The organism is Parasaccharibacter sp. TMW 2.1884 (genome assembly GCF_023337695.1).
GTDB lineage: Bacteria > Pseudomonadota > Alphaproteobacteria > Acetobacterales > Acetobacteraceae > Bombella > Bombella apis.
Window position 1 is genome coordinate 59,205 of record NZ_QORR01000005.1, and the last position, 17,639, is coordinate 76,843.

General features: G+C 60.9%; 15 protein-coding genes. 7 read left to right on the plus strand and 8 right to left on the minus strand.

Annotation, left to right across the window (positions count from 1 at the left end; translation table 11 throughout):
* Position 1 precedes the first annotated feature (1 nt).
* From DTI93_RS08115 to DTI93_RS08125, 3 genes are all read right to left on the minus strand, one after another.
* Positions 2-1,330, minus strand: coding sequence for a hypothetical protein (locus tag DTI93_RS08115; protein ID WP_249080297.1), 1,329 nt, complete (start codon positions 1,328-1,330; stop codon positions 2-4).
* Between the two features lie 8 nt (positions 1,331-1,338).
* Positions 1,339-1,836, minus strand: coding sequence for a DNA polymerase III subunit chi (locus DTI93_RS08120; protein WP_052348873.1), 498 nt, complete (start codon positions 1,834-1,836; stop codon positions 1,339-1,341).
* A gap of 112 nt (positions 1,837-1,948) precedes the next feature.
* Entirely contained in the window at positions 1,949-3,466 is a 1,518-nt protein-coding gene (locus DTI93_RS08125; RefSeq protein WP_249080299.1) for a leucyl aminopeptidase, read from the minus strand.
* A 213-nt stretch (positions 3,467-3,679) separates the two neighbouring features.
* Between DTI93_RS08125 and DTI93_RS08130 the strand changes: the two genes are divergently transcribed.
* From DTI93_RS08130 to rsmA, 7 genes are read left to right on the plus strand one after another with little or no spacing between them, the layout of a single operon-like run.
* Complete coding sequence (locus DTI93_RS08130) at positions 3,680-4,471, plus strand: 3'(2'),5'-bisphosphate nucleotidase CysQ (protein ID WP_043557903.1); 792 nt, start codon at positions 3,680-3,682, stop codon at positions 4,469-4,471.
* Positions 4,472-4,525: 54 nt separating this feature from the next.
* Positions 4,526-5,578: an L-threonylcarbamoyladenylate synthase gene (locus DTI93_RS08135; RefSeq protein ID WP_249080301.1), complete on the plus strand. Its 1,053-nt coding sequence runs from the start codon at positions 4,526-4,528 to the stop codon at positions 5,576-5,578.
* A 1-nt stretch (position 5,579) separates the two neighbouring features.
* Positions 5,580-6,755 carry an LptF/LptG family permease gene (locus DTI93_RS08140; RefSeq protein WP_249080305.1) on the plus strand — a complete coding sequence of 392 codons (1,176 nt, stop codon included), beginning with the start codon at positions 5,580-5,582 and terminating at the stop codon, positions 6,753-6,755.
* Between the two features lie 29 nt (positions 6,756-6,784).
* Complete coding sequence (gene lptG, locus DTI93_RS08145; RefSeq protein ID WP_081562877.1) at positions 6,785-7,903, plus strand: LPS export ABC transporter permease LptG; 1,119 nt, start codon at positions 6,785-6,787, stop codon at positions 7,901-7,903.
* On the plus strand, positions 7,903-10,323 hold the full coding sequence (locus tag DTI93_RS08150) for an LPS-assembly protein LptD (RefSeq protein WP_249080307.1): 2,421 nt from the start codon (positions 7,903-7,905) through the stop codon (positions 10,321-10,323). Before lptG ends, DTI93_RS08150 begins: the two co-directional genes overlap by 1 nt.
* Complete coding sequence (locus tag DTI93_RS08155; protein ID WP_408902109.1) at positions 10,320-11,720, plus strand: peptidylprolyl isomerase; 1,401 nt, start codon at positions 10,320-10,322, stop codon at positions 11,718-11,720. The genes DTI93_RS08150 and DTI93_RS08155 overlap by 4 nt, the downstream gene beginning before the upstream one ends.
* Positions 11,717-12,568 carry a 16S rRNA (adenine(1518)-N(6)/adenine(1519)-N(6))-dimethyltransferase RsmA gene (gene rsmA, locus DTI93_RS08160; protein WP_249080319.1) on the plus strand — a complete coding sequence of 284 codons (852 nt, stop codon included), beginning with the start codon at positions 11,717-11,719 and terminating at the stop codon, positions 12,566-12,568. The genes DTI93_RS08155 and rsmA overlap by 4 nt, the downstream gene beginning before the upstream one ends.
* Before the next feature lie 60 nt (positions 12,569-12,628).
* Here the strand turns inward: rsmA and DTI93_RS08165 are convergent, their stop codons facing one another.
* The 5 genes from DTI93_RS08165 to rpoD form a co-directional block, all read right to left on the minus strand.
* Entirely contained in the window at positions 12,629-13,870 is a 1,242-nt protein-coding gene (locus DTI93_RS08165) for a cyclopropane-fatty-acyl-phospholipid synthase family protein (RefSeq protein WP_043557898.1), read from the minus strand.
* Between the two features lie 233 nt (positions 13,871-14,103).
* A complete protein-coding gene (gene rplI, locus DTI93_RS08170) occupies positions 14,104-14,724 on the minus strand; it encodes a 50S ribosomal protein L9 (RefSeq protein ID WP_043557897.1) in 621 nt (206 codons plus the stop codon).
* Positions 14,725-14,734: 10 nt separating this feature from the next.
* Positions 14,735-15,019 carry a 30S ribosomal protein S18 gene (gene rpsR / locus DTI93_RS08175; protein ID WP_043557896.1) on the minus strand — a complete coding sequence of 95 codons (285 nt, stop codon included), beginning with the start codon at positions 15,017-15,019 and terminating at the stop codon, positions 14,735-14,737.
* A 6-nt stretch (positions 15,020-15,025) separates the two neighbouring features.
* Positions 15,026-15,475 carry a 30S ribosomal protein S6 gene (rpsF, locus tag DTI93_RS08180; protein ID WP_043557894.1) on the minus strand — a complete coding sequence of 150 codons (450 nt, stop codon included), beginning with the start codon at positions 15,473-15,475 and terminating at the stop codon, positions 15,026-15,028.
* 193 nt (positions 15,476-15,668) lie between these two features.
* On the minus strand, positions 15,669-17,612 hold the full coding sequence (gene rpoD, locus DTI93_RS08185) for an RNA polymerase sigma factor RpoD (RefSeq protein WP_043557893.1): 1,944 nt from the start codon (positions 17,610-17,612) through the stop codon (positions 15,669-15,671).
* Positions 17,613-17,639: the final 27 nt, after the last annotated feature.

Below are 17,639 nucleotides of genomic sequence, written 5' to 3' on the forward strand. Positions count from 1 at the left end.
ATCATTGCGCCAGCCCCATGACAACCAGCACACCCCCCAGAAAGACAAGCCAGAAAACTGCTTCCGGCTCCTGCACAGGGAGAAGGGACAGAATCTCCCTTGCGGAAAGACGAACACTGCGAACCTGCCGCTGCCCCCGCATCAACCACCGCCGCAGGCCCCGGGGACGGACAGGCTGTGCCTGCATGTAAGGCTGGAGACTACCCAGCATGGGGCTGCTCCCTCCATCCCGTTGCAGGCCAGCATCCGGCCCATCACGCCAGCGCCCACGGGACAGGCAGAACCAGAGAGGCAGCAGGCCCGCCCAGAACAGCGGCAGAGCCATCAGACTGCCATCACCACCGGACAGGCCATACAACCAGGCCGCCCAACCCGCACCATGGCCCGTCATCCAGCCTGCCACCATGCCACAGGCCGAAGGCAGCCCCATGGCCAGAAAGAGACCCCATATCCAGGACCGGCGGCGCTCCTCTGGCAGGACGGCCGCACCTTCACCCAGCAGCACCATGCCATCCCCACAGGCAAGCCCCATGATGGCCACCCCCAGCAAACAGCCCACCACGGTCCATCCTTCCGTACTGCTGCTCAACCCCAAAGCCGCATGAAGACCAACCCACCCTACGACAAATCCCGGCAACGGCGGAGCTGGCAACAGCAGCAGGGCCGCCCGGTGCCAGATCACAGCCAGAGACTGACAGACAAGGTCCAGCAGAAGCGCAAAAAGGGCACCCTCCACCCCAAGGTCCATGCCCTGTTGGCGTGAAATTTCCACAATGCCCAACAGAAGCACGGGCCGCACCAACCGACAGTGCCGATACAGGGAGAGCCGGTCCGGCCACGCCCCGGCCAGAAGACATACCCCCGCCAGACCGACAGCGGCCAGAACCCACCCCAGAGGATGCAGGGCAGCCAGCCCATGCCCCAGCCCCAGCAGCAGGAACAGGGCGACCAGACGGGCCGCCCCATCGCTGCCGGCCCGGCCCGCACCCCAGAGACAGACGGCCATCAACCCCACGCCCCCTGCCCCATCAGGCAGCAGACCATACCCAACCAGCGCCGGAATCCCCCAGACGGGCTGAAAAACGGCCCCTCCTCCCATGAGGGTGAGCGACACGGCCACCAGACAGGCCGCCGCCCCCACATGGTGCGAAACCGCCAGCGCCAGCATGGCCACGACCATGCCTGCCATGTGGCAGCCACCCCGCCGCCAGAGAGCCAGTGGCACCGAACGCCAGAGCCCGCTGACAAAAATGCGGACATGCCTCTCCCCACAGAGCAGCACGGCCATAAAAACCAGCAGACAGACCATGAAAGGGTCATGAAACGACATGTCCGGCTTTACCCTGCCCTTCTCCAACCTCTGGCGTCCTGCTGCCAGTATGTCAGGCGGTATCCGGCCTGTTTCATCTCTTTCCAGCGCAGACGGGCCTGCTGGACGGCGTCCCCGTCATGCCCGTTGAACAGGTCGAAAATCCTCCTGAACCCCGTCAGCGCCCCATCCCAGGCCCCATTCATGCGGAACAGGAAGGCGCCGCCATTGGGTAATTCATCACACGCTGTCAGCCAGACAGGCTGGCGGTCCGCATGGCCCATCGCACGGCTGCCATGTGGCAGCCAGACACCGGCAGGCGTGGCCCACAGGGCCTCGTCCAGCATCTTGACCTGCCCGGCATCCTGACAGCGGATCACGGCACGCTCGCCAGCCTCAAGCGTCCGGTTCAGCAGGGCAGGCAGGGCGGCTTCAAAAGACGTCCGTGTCAGATGATAGAACCCCACCTGCACGTCCTGCGGCGGATACACCCTGCGCGTGACCAGCCCATCAGACGGCTCCTGCATGTCATGCCTCTTTCATGAAAAGCCCTTGCCGGTTTCCTTTCCCACAGGGAGGAAACCAGCAAGGGTCAGCCCGGACATGCCCCCCTGCGGGGACTGCCCGTCTCTCCATCCCTCAGTGCCGGGACGTTCTCTCCTGATGCAACCGGACAAACCGGTCCAGCAGCCGTACACCAAACCCACTGGCACCTTTAGGGGTAATGGCAGAAGCCTGCTCTGCCCACGCTGTGCCGGCGATATCCAGATGAGCCCAGGGTGTATCCCCGACAAAACGCTTCAGGAATTCGGCTGCCAGAATGGAACTGCCCGGCCGTCCCCCGATGTTCTTCATGTCGGCAATGTCGGAATCAATCCGGCGATTGTAAGAGGCCCCCATCGGCATGCGCCACAGGGTCTCACCGCTTTCCTCACCAGCCTGAGCCAACGCACTGGCAAGCTGGTCATCATTGCTGAACAGCCCAGCATGATCGCTGCCCAAAGCCACGACAATGGCCCCTGTCAGCGTGGCCAGATTGACCATCAGGGCCGGTTCAAAAGTCTGCCGTGTGTAGGACAGGAGATCCGCCAGAACGAGACGCCCTTCCGCATCAGTATTCAGCACCTCGATGGTCTGCCCGCTATGGCTTTTCACGATATCACCCGGACGTTGGGCCGCCCCGGAAACCATGTTTTCCACAAGGCCGACAACCCCCACGGCATTGACCGGTGCCTTCCGGCGGGCCAGAGCGCTCATCACGCCCACAACAGCGGCAGCACCGCCCATGTCCATCTTCATTTCATCCATGCCAGCAGCGGGCTTGATGGAAATGCCACCGGAATCAAAGGTCACGCCCTTGCCGATGAAGGCCAGCGGCGCACTGTCAGTCCCGGCAACCCCCCTATGCCGCATGATGACGGTGAAAGGCGGCTTCTCGCTGCCCTGCGCCACGCCCAGCAGGGCCCCAAAGCCAAGCTCTTCCATCCGGGCACGGTCCAGCACCTCGACCTCCAGCCCCAGAGATTCCAGCTCTTTGATGCGCTGTGCAAATTCCTCCGGAAAAAGGACATTGGCGGGCTCGTTGACGAGGTCCCGCGTCAGGAAAACACTTCTGCCAAGCCCTTCCAGCTCCTTCCAGCCTGCCCGGGCCTCTGCCAGCTGTCCGGCATCAGGCAGGACCACATGCAGTGCCTGAAGGGCCGGTGTCCTGCTGCTTACCGTTCTGTAACGGTCAAACCGATAGCTGCCCAGCTGGGCACCCAGGGCGATTTCCGCCGCCAGCGGCGCCTGCCCGGCTTCCAGCAGCAAGGCAGCGTCCTGCGCCTCGACACCGCTGGCCTTCAGCAGTTTCACAGCCTCACCCCCGGCACTCCGGGCCGCCGTCCCAGCACTCTGCGGCTCATCATCCGCCGGGGCGCAGCCCAGAAGGTGGAACTGCGCCACAGCCGCTGATGGAGCTGTCAGGCTGAGAGTCTGTCCGGCCTTGCCAGAGAAGTCCCGCAAGGAAACAGCACGGGACAGGGCACCGCCCAGGGCCTCATCATGCTGGCGGAACACGGCACCCTGTGCAAACTCCGCTCCATGACAGAGCAGAACAGCGGAAAGGCCATTACCATCTTCCGGGCGGGCTGCTGCTGTAAAAGAAATATCGATCATGATCATCCTGTTTCATTCTTCTGGCAGGCCCCACCTTCTGCAGGAACAGCATGGACCCTGCCCTCATCTGCAAAGAAAGCCACAGCCCCGGCCAGGACTGGCGGACCAGCCTCACATGAGCGTGACGGGATGGGACTTCCTCTTTTCAGTCCGCCCATCATAGCAGAGAAGAGGAGAAGTGACGAATGATCCATAATACGGTAACCTGTCGCCATGACTGTTTCCCCCGAGACCCTCCCACACGACCATGAGCTGCTGACGCTGGCTCTGGAAATTGCCACCGAAGCCGCCGGGATCGTAAGAGAGATCCGTGACCGTGGGTTCCAGACCGAGATCAAGGCCGATTCCTCGCCTGTCACGGAAGCAGACAAGGCATCGGAGCGCCACATCCTCGCCCGCCTGCGGGACGCCTGCCCGGCCATCCCCGCCATTGCGGAAGAGGAACATGCCGCAGGCATCCATGTCCCGGCGGGCAACAGCTACTGGCTGATTGATCCCCTTGATGGCACACGGGGGTTCGCCGCCGGAGGGGAAGATTTCACCATCAATATCGGGCTGATCCGCAACAACAGGCCCGTGCTGGGTGCCGTGGCCCTGCCCGCCAGACAGGGCGTGTATGGCGGGGGTATCGGGCAGGGAGCCTTCCAGCTGATCGGCACGCAGCGCCACCCCATCAGGACGACAGAGCCGGGACCGGATGGGCTGCGGGTTCTGACATCATCTCACCACACATCCGAGGCCCTGCTGAAAAAATGGCTGGCCGGGCGGCATGTCCAGTCCGTCACGCACATGGGGTCTGCCGCCAAGATCATCCTCATTGCCGAGGGCAAGGCTGATTTCTACCCCCGCTTCGGTCCGACCATGGAATGGGACACCGCTGCCCCGCAGGCCATCCTGGAAGCCGCAGGCGGGCACCTGCTGGACGATGCAGGCCAGACACTGCGCTACGGCAAAAAGGGCTGGCTCAACTCCCCCTTCTTCTGCACCGGCTATTCGCAGGACTGACCTCCCCCTCCCAACTCTCTCCCCCTCCCCGCTTCATCACCCGGTATCATCACCATGCCCCATACTGCCTCCTCCCATCACTGCACAGAACGGCTCGACCAGGACCATGATGGTATCCGGCGTGCAGCCCGGCTGCTCCGGCAGGGGGCTCTGGTCGCCTTCGGGACGGAAACGGTCTACGGGCTGGGAGGGCTGGCCACCTCACAGCGGACAGTGGAGCGTATCTTCAAGGCAAAAGGACGCCCATCCTTCAATCCCCTCATCAGTCATTTCGCTTCAGCTGATGCCGCCTTTGCCGAGGCCGACATGGCCATTCCCCTGCATGACATGGCCCGGCGTCTGGCCCAGCGTTTCTGGCCCGGGCCGCTGACACTCATCCTGCCCCGCCATGCGAAGAGCCGTATTGCACAGGCGGTCACCGCAGGGTTGGAAACGCTGGCGGTCCGTGTTCCCAAAGGCCGTGCGGTGGAAGACCTGCTCCGCCTGGCCGGGGCTCCCATTGCGGCTCCTTCCGCCAATCGTTCCGGCAGGGTCAGCCCTTCCACCGCACGTCACGTTCTGGACGAGCTGGAAGGCCGGATTGATGCCGTGCTGGACACGGGGCCCTGTGCCGTCGGGCTGGAAAGCACCGTGCTGGACCTCTCCGGGTCCCACCCCATACTCCGCCGCCCTGGAGGCGTGACGCTGGAAGAGTTGCAGGAAATCTGCGGTCCCATCATTGTGGCCGACCATGCTGGCGCAGCTGATGGCACCAGCCACCCCAACGCCCCGGGGCAGCTCTCATCCCATTATGCACCGTCCCTGCCTGTCAGGCTGGATGCTACCCACGCCCAACCCGATGAGGCCTTCCTGACCTTTGGGGACACACAGGCTGAGACAGTTTCCTCCAGCCTCACCCTCAATCTCAGCCCCGATGGCAATGTGGAAGAAGCTGCCCGCCGCCTGTTTGCCAGCCTGCGCCAGCTGGACCAGTCTGCCAGCCGGCAGGGACTGGCCGGCATAGCCGTGGCTCCCCTGCCGGATGCCGGGCTGGGCCGTGCCCTGAAAGACAGGCTGAAACGGGCGGCCGCTCCCCGCCCGACGGATTCTGCCGCTCCCCCAACCTGACATGGCCCGGCTCCATGCAGGCAGGGGCGGGCGCCTCATAAAACCCGAAAGGCTCCTCCCCCTGCGGGAACGTTACATCCTCCAGCACCTGCTTCTGGGACTGGCCGCCCTGACGGGCGGAGCCACTGCCCTGATATGGCTGACCCAGTCGCTGCATTTCATCGGCATGATCGTCCAGCACGGTCTCTCCCTGCCAGCCTTCCTGCATCTGACCCTGCTGATGCTCCCCTCCTTCATCACCGTCATTCTGCCGGTGACCTGCTTCCTCGTCATTCTCTGGGTCTATCAGCGGCTGGACAGTGACCGGGAACTGACCATCCTCCAGGCTACCGGTCTGTCCCCTCTACGACTGGCCTGCCCCGGCCTGCTCTGCGCCGGTTTTGCCACTCTGACAGCTTATGGATTGAGCCTGTGGGGGGCACCTCTCGCCTATCATCACTTCCACCGGTATGAGCTGGAAATCCGCAACCGGGCGGCCGCCTTCCTGCTGGAAGAAGGGGTCTTCACCCCCATCTCGAAAGCCATGACCGTTTATGTCCGTGAACGCCGCAGCGATGACAGTTTTGGTGGTATCATGATCGAGGACAACCGGGTTCCGACCAATCCCGTGACCATCCTTGCCGAGGATGGGCTGGCAGAGCCGCACGGCAATACGCTGCGCCTGATCCTGCATAACGGCTCCCGCCAGACACTCAACCGCCGGACCGGGGAACTGAGTACCCTGCTCTTCCAGCTTGAAACGCTGGATTTCGGCTCCCCACATGACCAGGCCCTCAGCCCGGACGTGGCGGAACTGACCATGTCCCAGCTTTTCCACCCACAGGGCGATCTGTCCCCCCATGCACGCAACAAGCTGCTCATCGAAGGCTGGACACGCCTGACCGGCCCGCTGGCCTGCCTGTCCTACGGCATGATCGGACTGCTCTGCGTGCTGCGGGGGCGTTTCAGCCGCCATGGCAACATCATCCGGCCAACAGTGGCCATCCTGAGCGTCGTGGGGCTGATGATCCTGTCCCTGATGCTCAAGAATCTGGCGGAAAGAGACCCATCACTCGTGCCCCTGCTATGGACGGAGGTTCTGCTGCCCATTACCCTCGGGGGGGGGCTTCTGCTGTGGGATGCCACCCGCCGTTACAGGCTGTCCGCCGCCCCTGTTCCCTCCCCGGCCTCCCGCTAGCCCGACACGACAGAGAGCGCTGCGCCCCCATGGTCCATTCCGGTTTCTCTTTCACTCTTGCCCGTTATGTCGGCCGCCGGTTCGTCATGACAACGTGCCTGACCCTATTGGCCCTGACCGGACTGATCTCCCTGTTTGACTTCATCGACCTCCTCCGTCGGGCTGCCGCCCATCCAGAGGCTGGCCTCATGCGCGTGCTGGAAATCACCGCCCTGCATGTGCCGTATTATGTGATCTATATCCTGCCCTTTGCCATATTGCTGGGGGGTGTGATCTGCTTCTCCCGTCTGGCCCGGTCTTCCGAACTTGTCGTAACCCGGGCGGCGGGAATATCCGCCTGGCAGGTTCTCACCAGCCCTGCGCTCTGTGCCGCGCTGATGGGACTTGCCGTCAGTGCCGGGCTGTCGCCCCTTTCCTCCTTCAGCTACGGGCTGGCGGCCCAGCTGGACAAGACATGGCTGCGGGGCCAGCACGACCATGACGGAACCCGTTTTTCCGATCTATGGATACGGGACCCCGGCAATCCGGCTGCCCATGGTGATGTCATTTTTCATATCGGCACACTCCAGCAGCAGGGCCGGACCCTGCGCGGGCAGGCCATCACCATCTTCCGGCTGGGTCATGACATGACACTCCAGCAGCGGATGGAAGTCTCCGAAGGTCTGCTTGCGGATGGCTTGTGGAGACTCCATGGCGTTCTTGTCCTTTCGGATGGCCATCCCCCACAATGGAAAAATGACAGCCTGTTCCCCTCCGGAATCACTGCGGAAACCTTAAAACAGCGCACCCTTCCGGCTGATGCCCTGTCCCTCTGGGCATTGCCCGGGGTGATTAAACTGTTGCGTCATTCCGGTTTTTCCACGATACCTTATCGTCTCCACTTTCAAGGGCTACTGGCCCTTCCTATGCTGGCCGTCACCATGACGCTTGTTTCCGCCGGTTTTTCCATGCGCCCAGCCGGGCGGGGCGGGATCATGCGCATGCTGGGCGTTGGTGTCACCGCTGGCTTTGCCCTTTTTGCTGTCTCCAAAATAGCCGAGCAGCTGGGAAAGTCTGGAGCTCTACCCCCGTTCCCTGCTGCATGGGGTCCGGCGGGTGCCGGTTTGTGTCTTGCCGCAGCCCTGCTGCTGCACTTGGAGGATGGCTGATGCCACTGTCTGATGACTTTCCATTCCGCGCTGGAAAGCCCCGGTCACTGCTTAGCCAGGCCCTTGCAGGGACAGCCCTGGGGGCCCTGCTTCAGGTCATTCCTGCCTCTGCCCAGCCCGCCCCGCAGACCACTCCCGACAGCACGGCAGCCATGGCGGGCACAGCTCCCCGGGCAAAAGCCCCGAAGAATGCCCGCACTCTGCCCTCCAGCCCGACGACGGACAGTTCAGCAGATGGGCGTGTTTCCAGCTCAGACCCGGTGACGTATCTGGCCGACCATGAAAGCTACGATAAAACCGGGCTGCTCATTCTGGAGGGGAATGTCCGCCTCTGGCAGGGCGAGCAGACCCTCCGGGCTGATACGGTCACCTACGACCGGGCAGCAGGCATCATCAGGGCCATCCATCATGTAGCCCTGACACAGCCTGACGGGACCATCGCCTACGCTGACCATGTCGAGCTGGCCCACGGCATGAAAGATGCTGTCAGCTCCTCCATGTATGTCCGCATGCCAGATGAGGCCAAACTCTCCAGCAGCGGCATGCGCCGGAGCAACAGCCGCGTGACGGATTTCGCCAACCCCGTCTATACGGCCTGTCCCGTCTGTGCGGCTCACCCCGAGCGCTCACCCGTCTGGGACATCAAGGCCCATGGCATGACGCAGGACAAGGACAACCAGAACATAGAGTTCGACCGGGCCTGGCTGCATGTCCTTGGTGTGCCGGTCTTCTATTTTCCTTATCTGCCTGTCACGGATCCCAGCTCACAACGCCACAGTGGCCTGCTGAATTTCAATGTCAAACCCCATGACCATTATCTGGGTACGGTCTTCAGCCTGCCCTATTACTGGGTCATTGACGGACATCAGGACGCCACCTTCACACCGCTGGTCTCCACCAAATCCGGCCCGCAGCTTTCCACCATCTACCGCAACCGCCTGAACAACGGTTATATCCGTTTTGAAGGAGGGGTGGCTGATGACACCCTGCGGGGACGGCCCTTCTACAACGCCTTTGGCGAGCTCAGCAACGGCGGGAAAGAACACGGCGCACAGGCCTATATCGCCAGCCGTGGCGAGTTCAATCTCTCTCCGCACTGGCGGGTTGGCTTCAATGCCAATCGTGCCACCTCAGCCAACTACATGCGCGACTACAGCCTGCCAGGCTATGGCAACGACACGCTCAATTCCAACGCCTATCTGGAAGGCTTCGGGGTCGGCTCCTATCTCCGGCTGGATACGCAGGTCTATCAGGGGCTGAACCAGGGGCTCATCAACAACAGGGACCTGCCCTATTCCCTGCCCCGCTTCACCTATGAGTTCCAGGGAGAGCCGGACCGGCTCGGCGGGCGGCTGAGCATCCACACGACCGATTTCGTGGTCCTGCGCGAGCGTGGTGCCAACGACCAGCGTGGCGAGCTTGCCCTCCAGTGGGATCGCCCATGGACCAACCGTTGGGGACAGCAATGGGTGCTGACCGCTCGTGTTGACTCCATGCTCTACCACGCCACCCGCATGCATGAGCAGCCGCTCTATGAAAATGCAGGCTCCCATGTCCGGGGGCAGGCCCAGCCGACGGTGGCTGTCAAGGTCAGCTGGCCCTTTCTCCGCTCCTTTGCCAAAGGGCATGGCACGCAGGTTCTTGAGCCCATCGTGCAGCTGATCGCCGCCCCCAATACCGGTAATGCCCTGCACAGACAGCTCCCCAATGAAGACAGCTTCGCCTACGAATTCAACGATACGACGCTGTTCGCGCTGAACCGGTACATGGGCACCGACCGGCTTGATGGTGGCCTGCGGGCCAATGTCGGCCTGCATCAGAACTGGAGCTGGAATGGCCGCTCCATCGACATGCTGATCGGGGAGAGCTTCATCGAGCACCCCACCCGTGGTGGTCCGGCCTATCTTGCCTATTCTGGTGTCCAGCACACCTTCTCCGACCCTGTCGGACGGATCCAGATGACACCGTCGCGCTTTTTCGACCTGACAGCCCGCGGGCGCTTCAATCCCTACAGCCGGAGCTTCGATTACGGGGAGGGCCTCGTTTCTGCCGGGCTGCCTTTCCTGCGTGTGTCGGCCGGGTATGTCTATGAGCCGATAACATCATATTACTATTACTACACCCCGCATTTCAGACATCTGGACCCCACAATCCTGAACAATCCCTATCTCAGCAAGACAAGCGAGATCAGCGGGGGCGTCACGGGCCGCTGGAAAAACTTTCACTTTTCCTATTATACGAGGCGCAGTCTTTCCCGTAAGGAATTTGTGGCGAACGGAGGTGCAATCGGTTACTCTAATGACTGTCTCACATTGAACATCTATATTTCCCGTCAGAATACCCGCATCGGTGGGCGGCGTCCTAAACCGAATGTCGGCTTCAGCATTTCACTCAAATCTCTCGGTACGTTCGGAAAATGATCTTGACCACGTCCTTCTGCTCCCGTCTCTTCCGCTCCACCCTTCTGCCCCTGACAGCCTGCGCCGCCCTGATGGTCGGCGGTGGCGCCGTGGCCGCCCGCCATGGGCAGGCCCCAGCCCAGAAGCAGGCAGCTGCGCCCCCATCAGACCAGGCAGGTTCTCCCTCTGCCCTGACAGAAGACCAGATCATTGCGATCGTGAACGGGCAGATCCTCACACAGCGTGATGTGGAAGACCGGGCCCGGCTGTTTGCCGTTTCCACCGGGCTGCCCCTCACCCCCGAAATCATGGCACGGATGCGCAGCCAGCTCATCAACCAGCTGATTGATGAACGGCTGAAAATGCAGGAAATCCTTGGTCGGCACATCAATGTCGAGCCTGAACAGATTGCCGAGGCCATCCACACCATTGAGGCCCGCAATGGCATGCCGGAAAATGCCTTGCGGAACCGCCTGAAAGCGGATGGCATCTCCCTGACGACCCTGATCGACCAGCTGCGTGTCCAGATCGGCTGGATGCAGGTTCTCCGGGAAGACCTCGGCGTTCGCAGCCGTGTGACCCCCCTCCAGATCACCCAGCGTGAGCAGGCCCTTCAGAATGAAGCAGGCCGCCCGCAATATTTCATCAGTGAAATCTTCATCCCTGTCATTGATCCCCGTCATGATGAGACGGAACTCTCCTTTGTGAAGACCATCATCACACAGCTGCGCAACGGAGCTCCCTTTCCCATCGTGGCAGCCCAGTTCTCGCAGGACCAGTCCGCCCTTCAGGGGGGCTCCCGCGGATGGATGCAGGAAGACAACATCGAGCCGGAAGTGCTTTCCGTCATCAGAAAAATGCCGGAAAATGCCATCTCCAACCCCATCAAGGTTCCCGGCGGTTATGCCATTGTCACTGTTCATGCCCGCCGGACCATCGGCAAGCAGATGGGGACACTCCTCAGCATGAGGCAGGCTTTCTTCCCCTTCAGCTCTGCCCTGAATCCAGCTGAACCGACAGACCAGCAGAAGCTCTCCCTCCAGAAAGCTCTTCATGCGTCCCAGACCATCAAAAGCTGCAATGAGATGGAGAGCCTGAACACCTCCCTGGGCAATACCCGCCCCAGCAATCCTGGCCTTCAGGTCATGGAGCGTCTTGCGCCGCAGATGCGGCAGGTCGTGGAAAAAATCCCCACGGGGCATGTCTCCCGCCCACTTGTGGCACCGGATGGCATTGCGCTCATCATGGTCTGCTCCCGCGAAGAACGCAATCTGGCACAGCAGACACCCGGCCAGATTGCCGACCAGCTGATGAATGAACGTGTTGAGCAGGCCTCCCAGCAGCTCCAGCGTTCCCTGCGCCGCCACGCCATCATCAAGCTCCGTCCGGCCGCCAAAACCGTGTTGTCCCACGGATGACACCCGAGACTGCCCTGCCCCCCCTTCCTTCCCTGCGGGAGAGCATCCGGGCGCATGGGCTGGACGCCCTCAAGACACTCGGCCAGCACTTCCTGCTGGACCCCACGCTCTGCATGCGCATTGCCGCTCTGGGCGGCAATCTGACCGACAGTCACGTCGTGGAGATCGGTCCTGGGCCGGGGGGGCTGACCCGGGCCCTGCTGCAATCCAATGCCAGAAGCGTTCATGCTGTTGAAATTGACCGACGGGCCTGGCCTCTCCTTGAAGAGCTTCAGACCCATTATCCAGACCAGCTGCACATCGTCCGCCAGGATGCGCTGAAGCTGGATGCGGCCCAGCTCGCCCCCGCCCCCCGACAGATCATCGCCAATCTGCCCTATAATGTCGCCACCCCTCTTCTTGTAGGCTGGCTACGACAGGCCGACCAATGGTCCCGCATGGCTCTGATGTTCCAGAAAGAGGTGGCTGAACGGGTCTGCGCCGCCCCCGGCACCTCCGCTTACGGGCGACTGGCCGTTCTTTCACAATGGTGCGCTGACTGCTCCATCGCCTTGACCCTGCCACCGGGGGCCTTCTCACCACCACCCAAGGTCCACTCAGCTGTGGCGCTCATCATCCCTCATGCTGAGCAGCCTTCTCCGGCCTTGTTCAAGGCCATGGAACAGGTCACGGCAGCCGCCTTCGGGCAGCGCCGCAAGATGCTGCGGGCTGCGCTAAAACCCATCAAGGGGGCCATACTGCTGGAAGAAACCGGCATCGACCCGACCAGACGGGCAGAGACGCTCTCCATTGCCGAATTTGACGGCCTCGCCCGCTGTCATCTCCAGCAAAAGCAGAACGATACATAAACAGAAAGCCCCCCATCATTTATCTGGGGGGCTTTCTTCTTCACGGACCTATCGACAGGCTCAACCTCCCGTCTTCGCTCTGTCTTTTTCCCGCTGGGCATTTTCAGCCTCAAACATGTAATCACGAGTCAACGGTACTGCTTCAATGCCCCGGGTGATCTGAAGCTGGAAGTTCATATGCCCCTGAATACGGAAGGCCAGCTCACTGGCCAGCAGATAAAGCTCGAACATCCGCACGAAACGGTCATCATACAGGGCCCGTATCTTTTCCCTGTTCCCATCAAAACGCTTCCGCCAGTGTGCCAGTGTCTTGGCGTAATGCAGGCGCCAGACCTCGCAATCCGTCAACCACAGACCTGTCTGCTCCAGTGCAGCCAGTGTCTCGCTCAGGGCCGGAGAATAACCGCCGGGGAAAATATATTTCGAAATCCACGGATTGGTCATGCCCGGCCCATCCATCCGCCCGATGGAATGAATGACCGCCACGCCATCCGGTTTCAGAAGCCGCTTGATGTGGTTGAAGAAGGTCTCATACTGCCGCACCCCGACATGCTCGAACATGCCGACAGACACGATACGGTCGAACTGCTTTTTCAGCGTCCGGTAATCCAGCAGCTCAAATGACACAAGATGATCCAGCTTCTCATCCTGTGCCCTCTTACGGGCCACCTGAAGCTGTTCAACGGACAGGGTAATACCCGTCACCTTTGCACCGTAATCCCGGGCAAGCGTCAGGGCCATGCCACCCCAGCCACAGCCAATATCCAGAACCTCCAGCCCCGGCTGATTCAGGTTCAGCTTGGCAGCAATGTGCCGCTTCTTGGCACGCTGAGCATCATCAAGCGACATGCCATCATGCTCGAAATAGGCGCAGGAATACTGTCTGTCCTTATCGAGAAACAGCTCATACAGGCTGCCATTGAGGTCATAATGATGAGCGACATTGCTGCGGGAACGCTTGAGCGAGTTCAGAGGGCGCAGCACACGGCTGACATAACGCAGCCTGCCGCTGATATCCTCACTCAACAGCCCTCCACGCTCCACATTGGGTATGATAACCCACAGGACGTCCTCCAGCGAACAGCCATCAGGCACGACCGTGCCGTTCATATATTCTTCACCAAAGGCAAGCGCCGGTTTGAGAGCCAGTGCCCTCTCCGCTGCGGCTGTAAGGATCCGGACAGCAGCCCTGCGCCCCGGCCTTTCTCCCTGATACTGTCGCACCGTGCCGTCGCTATAGGTCACGGACAGGCTACCAAAATAAATGAAGCGCTTCAGCAGAGCATCAAGAACCGATTTCATGCGTTATTCCATCCTGATTCGGAACGAAACAGGTCTGTTGCTACCAACCCCCTGCTTCAACTGCTTTTTCAGACTTTGGCATAGTCCAGCAATATGGCAAGCCCCCCAGCATACTGGAAAAACGTCATCAGCTGAAAGGCGTCACTTTCTTCCCGCCCCCAAAAAGAAAAAACCCGGCAGGCGCCTTGCCTGCCGGGTTCTTCTGGACGATGTCCGAAAGGAATGATCGAAGATCAGCCCTCGTGACCAGCGCCTTCAGCAACTTCGCCTTCAGCTGCCAGAGCAGCGGACTCAGCCGCAGCCTCTTCAGCAGCCTGCTCGGCATGAAGCTCACCGAGGATGTTGTCCTCTTCCTCTTCATGACCGACGGCCTCACCACGGGCCTGACGCTCGGCCTCTTCCTCAGAACGGGCCACATTGACCGTGATCTGGATGGAAACTTCCGGGTGCAGGATGATGCGGGCTTCCACAAGGCCAAGAACCTTGATCGGCTCATCCAGCACAACCTGCTGGCGGGCCACTGTCAGGCCAGCAGCCGTAGCGGCAGCAGCGATGTCACGCGGTGTCACGGAGCCATAGAGGCTGCCGCTGTCACCAGCCTGACGGATCAGCGTCACGCTCAGGCCATGCATACGCTCGGAAAGACGCTCAGCCTCTTCACGCTTGCGGATGTTCTGGGCTTCCAGCTGGGCGCGCTCGTTATCAAAACGGGCACGGTTTGCAGCCGTGGCACGCAGGGCCTTGCCCTTGGGCAGGAGGAAGTTGCGGGCATAACCCGGCTTCACACGGACGACGTCGCCCATCTGGCCGAGATTTTCCACACGCTGAAGCAGAATCAGTGATGTCTGGGACATGTCGTGCTCCTCAGTTTACAACGTAAGGGAGCAGGGCGAGGAAGCGGGCGCGCTTGATCGCCTGCGCCAGTTCACGCTGCTTTTTGGCCGACACTGCCGTGATGCGGCTGGGAACGATCTTGCCACGCTCGGACAGGAAACGGCTCAGAAGACGCACGTCCTTGTAGTCGATCTTCGGAGCGTTCGCACCGGAGAACGGGCAGGATTTCCGACGGCGGTAGAAGGGACGACGTGCCCCAACAGCCAGACGGCGGGAGGCAGGGTTGACTGCCGGTGTCGTGTTTGTGTCTGACATGGTTTCTTACTCCGCTGCAGCCGCGTTGTGATCGCGCGTCTCTGAGGAATCGTTATGACGACGGCCGCCGCGACCGCTCTCATAACGCCCACCGCTGCGAGCCCCACCACGGGACCCACGGTCACCACGATCATCCTTGCGGGACAGGATCGGGGACGGTGTCTCATCGATCTCATCAACACGGAGTGTCAGCAGACGCAGGACATCGTCATGCAGGCCCATCTGACGGCTCATCTCGTTCATGGCCTCGACCGGGGCTTCAATCCCCAGCAGGACATAATGGCCCTTGCGGTTCTTCTTGATGCGGTAAGCAAGGGTACGCAGACCCCAGAACTCACGCTTGCGGATGGTCCCGCCGTGCTCGCCAAGAATACCGGAGATGTTCTCGACCAGGGTTTCAACCTGAGCCTGAGAGACATCGTTACGTGCAATCAGCACGGTCTCATAAAGTGGCATGAAAACTCCCTTCGGATAAGGTCAACCCGGACCAGCCCAGTGCTGGCCTGACCGCACTCCCCCCAACGAAGGAGTGCCGGGTATAGCCGTTGCGCCGCCATAGCGCACGGCAGGGAAAGCGGCCTTTAAGCACAAAAACGACCCAAAGGCAAGGAAAACCGGCAGGGCCCGAGGCCCTTACCGGCAAAGCGGATCAATCATCAAGGAAGGAGCGCAGCTTGCGGCTGCGGCTCGGATGCTTGAGCTTGCGGAGCGCCTTGGCCTCAATCTGGCGGATACGCTCACGGGTCACATTGAACTGCTGGCCCACTTCCTCCAGCGTGTGATCGGTGTTCATGCCGATACCAAAGCGCATACGCAGCACACGCTCCTCACGAGGCGTCAGAGAGGCCAGAACACGGGTCGTTGCCTCACGCAGGTTCGTCTGTATGGCGGCATCCAGCGGAATGACGGCGGTCTTGTCCTCAATGAAGTCACCAAGGTGGCTGTCTTCCTCATCACCGATCGGTGTCTCAAGGGAAATCGGTTCCTTGGCGATCTTGAGGACCTTGCGGACTTTCTCCAGCGGCATCCCCAGCTTTTCAGCAAGTTCTTCCGGGGCGGGCTCACGGCCAATTTCATGCAGCATCTGCCGGGATGTCCGTACCAGCTTGTTGATCGTCTCGATCATGTGCACGGGGATACGGATTGTCTTGGCCTGATCGGCAATGGAGCGGGTAATCGCCTGACGGATCCACCATGTCGCATAGGTGGAGAACTTGTAGCCACGGCGATATTCAAACTTGTCTACCGCCTTCATCAGGCCGATGTTCCCTTCCTGGATCAGGTCAAGGAACTGAAGGCCACGATTGGTGTATTTCTTGGCAATGGAGATCACCAGCCGCAGATTGGCCTCAATCATCTCCTTCTTTGCCCGGGTGGAATCACGTTCCCCACGGGAAATGGTCTGATAGACCAGACGGAACTCATCCACCGGCAGGCCAGTTTCCTTGGCCAGGGCAGCCACTTCGTCCCTCATTTTCTCAAGGGCGGGGAGGTGCTTGCTTGTCAGGGTCTTCCAGCCTTTGCCGGGAAGCTGGCAGATGCCTTCGATCCAGTCCGGCGCCAGCTCCTGATGACGATACCGGTCCATGAAATCTTCACGGGGAATCTTGCATGTTTCTGCCAGACGCAGCATCCGCCCCTCAACGGCATTCAGCTTCTGCACATGAGCCTTCAGGGACTGGACCAGCTCCTCAATACGATTATTGTGCAGGCGCATCCGCTCCACAAGAGCGACAAGCTCCGTCCGCAGCTTGTTATATTTCTTCTCGTCCGTATCGGACGGGGACCGCCCTTCCAGCAGGACCTTGAGACGCTGGCTCTGCATCTTTATCAGCTTCTGATAAAGCGGCTCGAAGGCTTCAAACAGCAGCATGATGTCCGGGCGGAGTTTTTCCTCCAGCGCAGAGAGTGACAGGCCACTCCCCTCGCTGCCACTGCCATCCCCATCACTGTCCTCAGACTCGTCATCCGGTTCGTTCTCTTCCTCGGATGTCAGGTCTTCCATATCCTCTGGCGATTCAGGGTCGCTCTGGCTGGCCTCAAGATCGATCACCTCACGCAGGAGCAGCGTCTCGTTCTTGAGCTGCTCATACCAGCCCAGGATGGACTGGAAGGTCAGCGGGCTGCGGCACAGCCCTCCGATCATCTCTCCACGCCCGGCCTCAATACGCTTGGCAATGGCAATCTCACCCTCACGGGAAAGGAGCTCCACCGCTCCCATCTCACGGAGATACATGCGGACAGGGTCATCCGTCCGGCTGGCCGCAACAGCATCGACATTACCACCATTCGCCTCGTCATCCGAGGCGTCGTCATTGCCAGAACGGTCTTCGCTACTGCCCTCTTCTTCCTCCTTGTCCACGCTTTCGACCACCTGTATCCCCATTTCGGAGAGGGCAGCCATGACGTCCTCGATCTGCTCGGAAGACATCTTGTCCTGCGGGAGGATGGCATTCAGTTCATCAAACGTGATGTGACCGGCAGACCGCCCCTTGGCAATCAGCTTCTTGACGGCCGAGGACTGCACATCAAGCGGAGAACTGTCCTGCTCTGGTGCATTCCTGTCTGATCCAGAGGCTGATTTTGTGGCCATGCGTCTCTCCGTCAACTTTACTCGAAA

Bases quoted from the DNA above. Each gene is read 5' to 3' on its own strand.
- DTI93_RS08130 (WP_043557903.1), top strand. From the start codon at position 3,680: ATGACTGTTTCCCCCGAGACCCTCCCACACGACCATGAGCTGCTGACG.
- DTI93_RS08155 (WP_408902109.1), top strand. From the start codon at position 10,320: ATGATCTTGACCACGTCCTTCTGCTCCCGTCTCTTCCGCTCCACCCTT.
- rpsR (WP_043557896.1), bottom strand. From the start codon at position 15,019: ATGTCAGACACAAACACGACACCGGCAGTCAACCCTGCCTCCCGCCGT.
- DTI93_RS08165 (WP_043557898.1), bottom strand. From the start codon at position 13,870: ATGAAATCGGTTCTTGATGCTCTGCTGAAGCGCTTCATTTATTTTGGT.
- rsmA (WP_249080319.1), top strand. From the start codon at position 11,717: ATGACACCCGAGACTGCCCTGCCCCCCCTTCCTTCCCTGCGGGAGAGC.
- DTI93_RS08120 (WP_052348873.1), bottom strand. From the start codon at position 1,836: ATGCAGGAGCCGTCTGATGGGCTGGTCACGCGCAGGGTGTATCCGCCG.
- rplI (WP_043557897.1), bottom strand. From the start codon at position 14,724: ATGTCCCAGACATCACTGATTCTGCTTCAGCGTGTGGAAAATCTCGGC.
- rpoD (WP_043557893.1), bottom strand. From the start codon at position 17,612: ATGGCCACAAAATCAGCCTCTGGATCAGACAGGAATGCACCAGAGCAG.
- rpsF (WP_043557894.1), bottom strand. From the start codon at position 15,475: ATGCCACTTTATGAGACCGTGCTGATTGCACGTAACGATGTCTCTCAG.
- lptG (WP_081562877.1), top strand. From the start codon at position 6,785: ATGGTCCATTCCGGTTTCTCTTTCACTCTTGCCCGTTATGTCGGCCGC.
- DTI93_RS08115 (WP_249080297.1), bottom strand. From the start codon at position 1,330: ATGTCGTTTCATGACCCTTTCATGGTCTGTCTGCTGGTTTTTATGGCC.
- DTI93_RS08140 (WP_249080305.1), top strand. From the start codon at position 5,580: ATGGCCCGGCTCCATGCAGGCAGGGGCGGGCGCCTCATAAAACCCGAA.
- DTI93_RS08135 (WP_249080301.1), top strand. From the start codon at position 4,526: ATGCCCCATACTGCCTCCTCCCATCACTGCACAGAACGGCTCGACCAG.
- DTI93_RS08150 (WP_249080307.1), top strand. From the start codon at position 7,903: ATGCCACTGTCTGATGACTTTCCATTCCGCGCTGGAAAGCCCCGGTCA.
- DTI93_RS08125 (WP_249080299.1), bottom strand. From the start codon at position 3,466: ATGATCGATATTTCTTTTACAGCAGCAGCCCGCCCGGAAGATGGTAAT.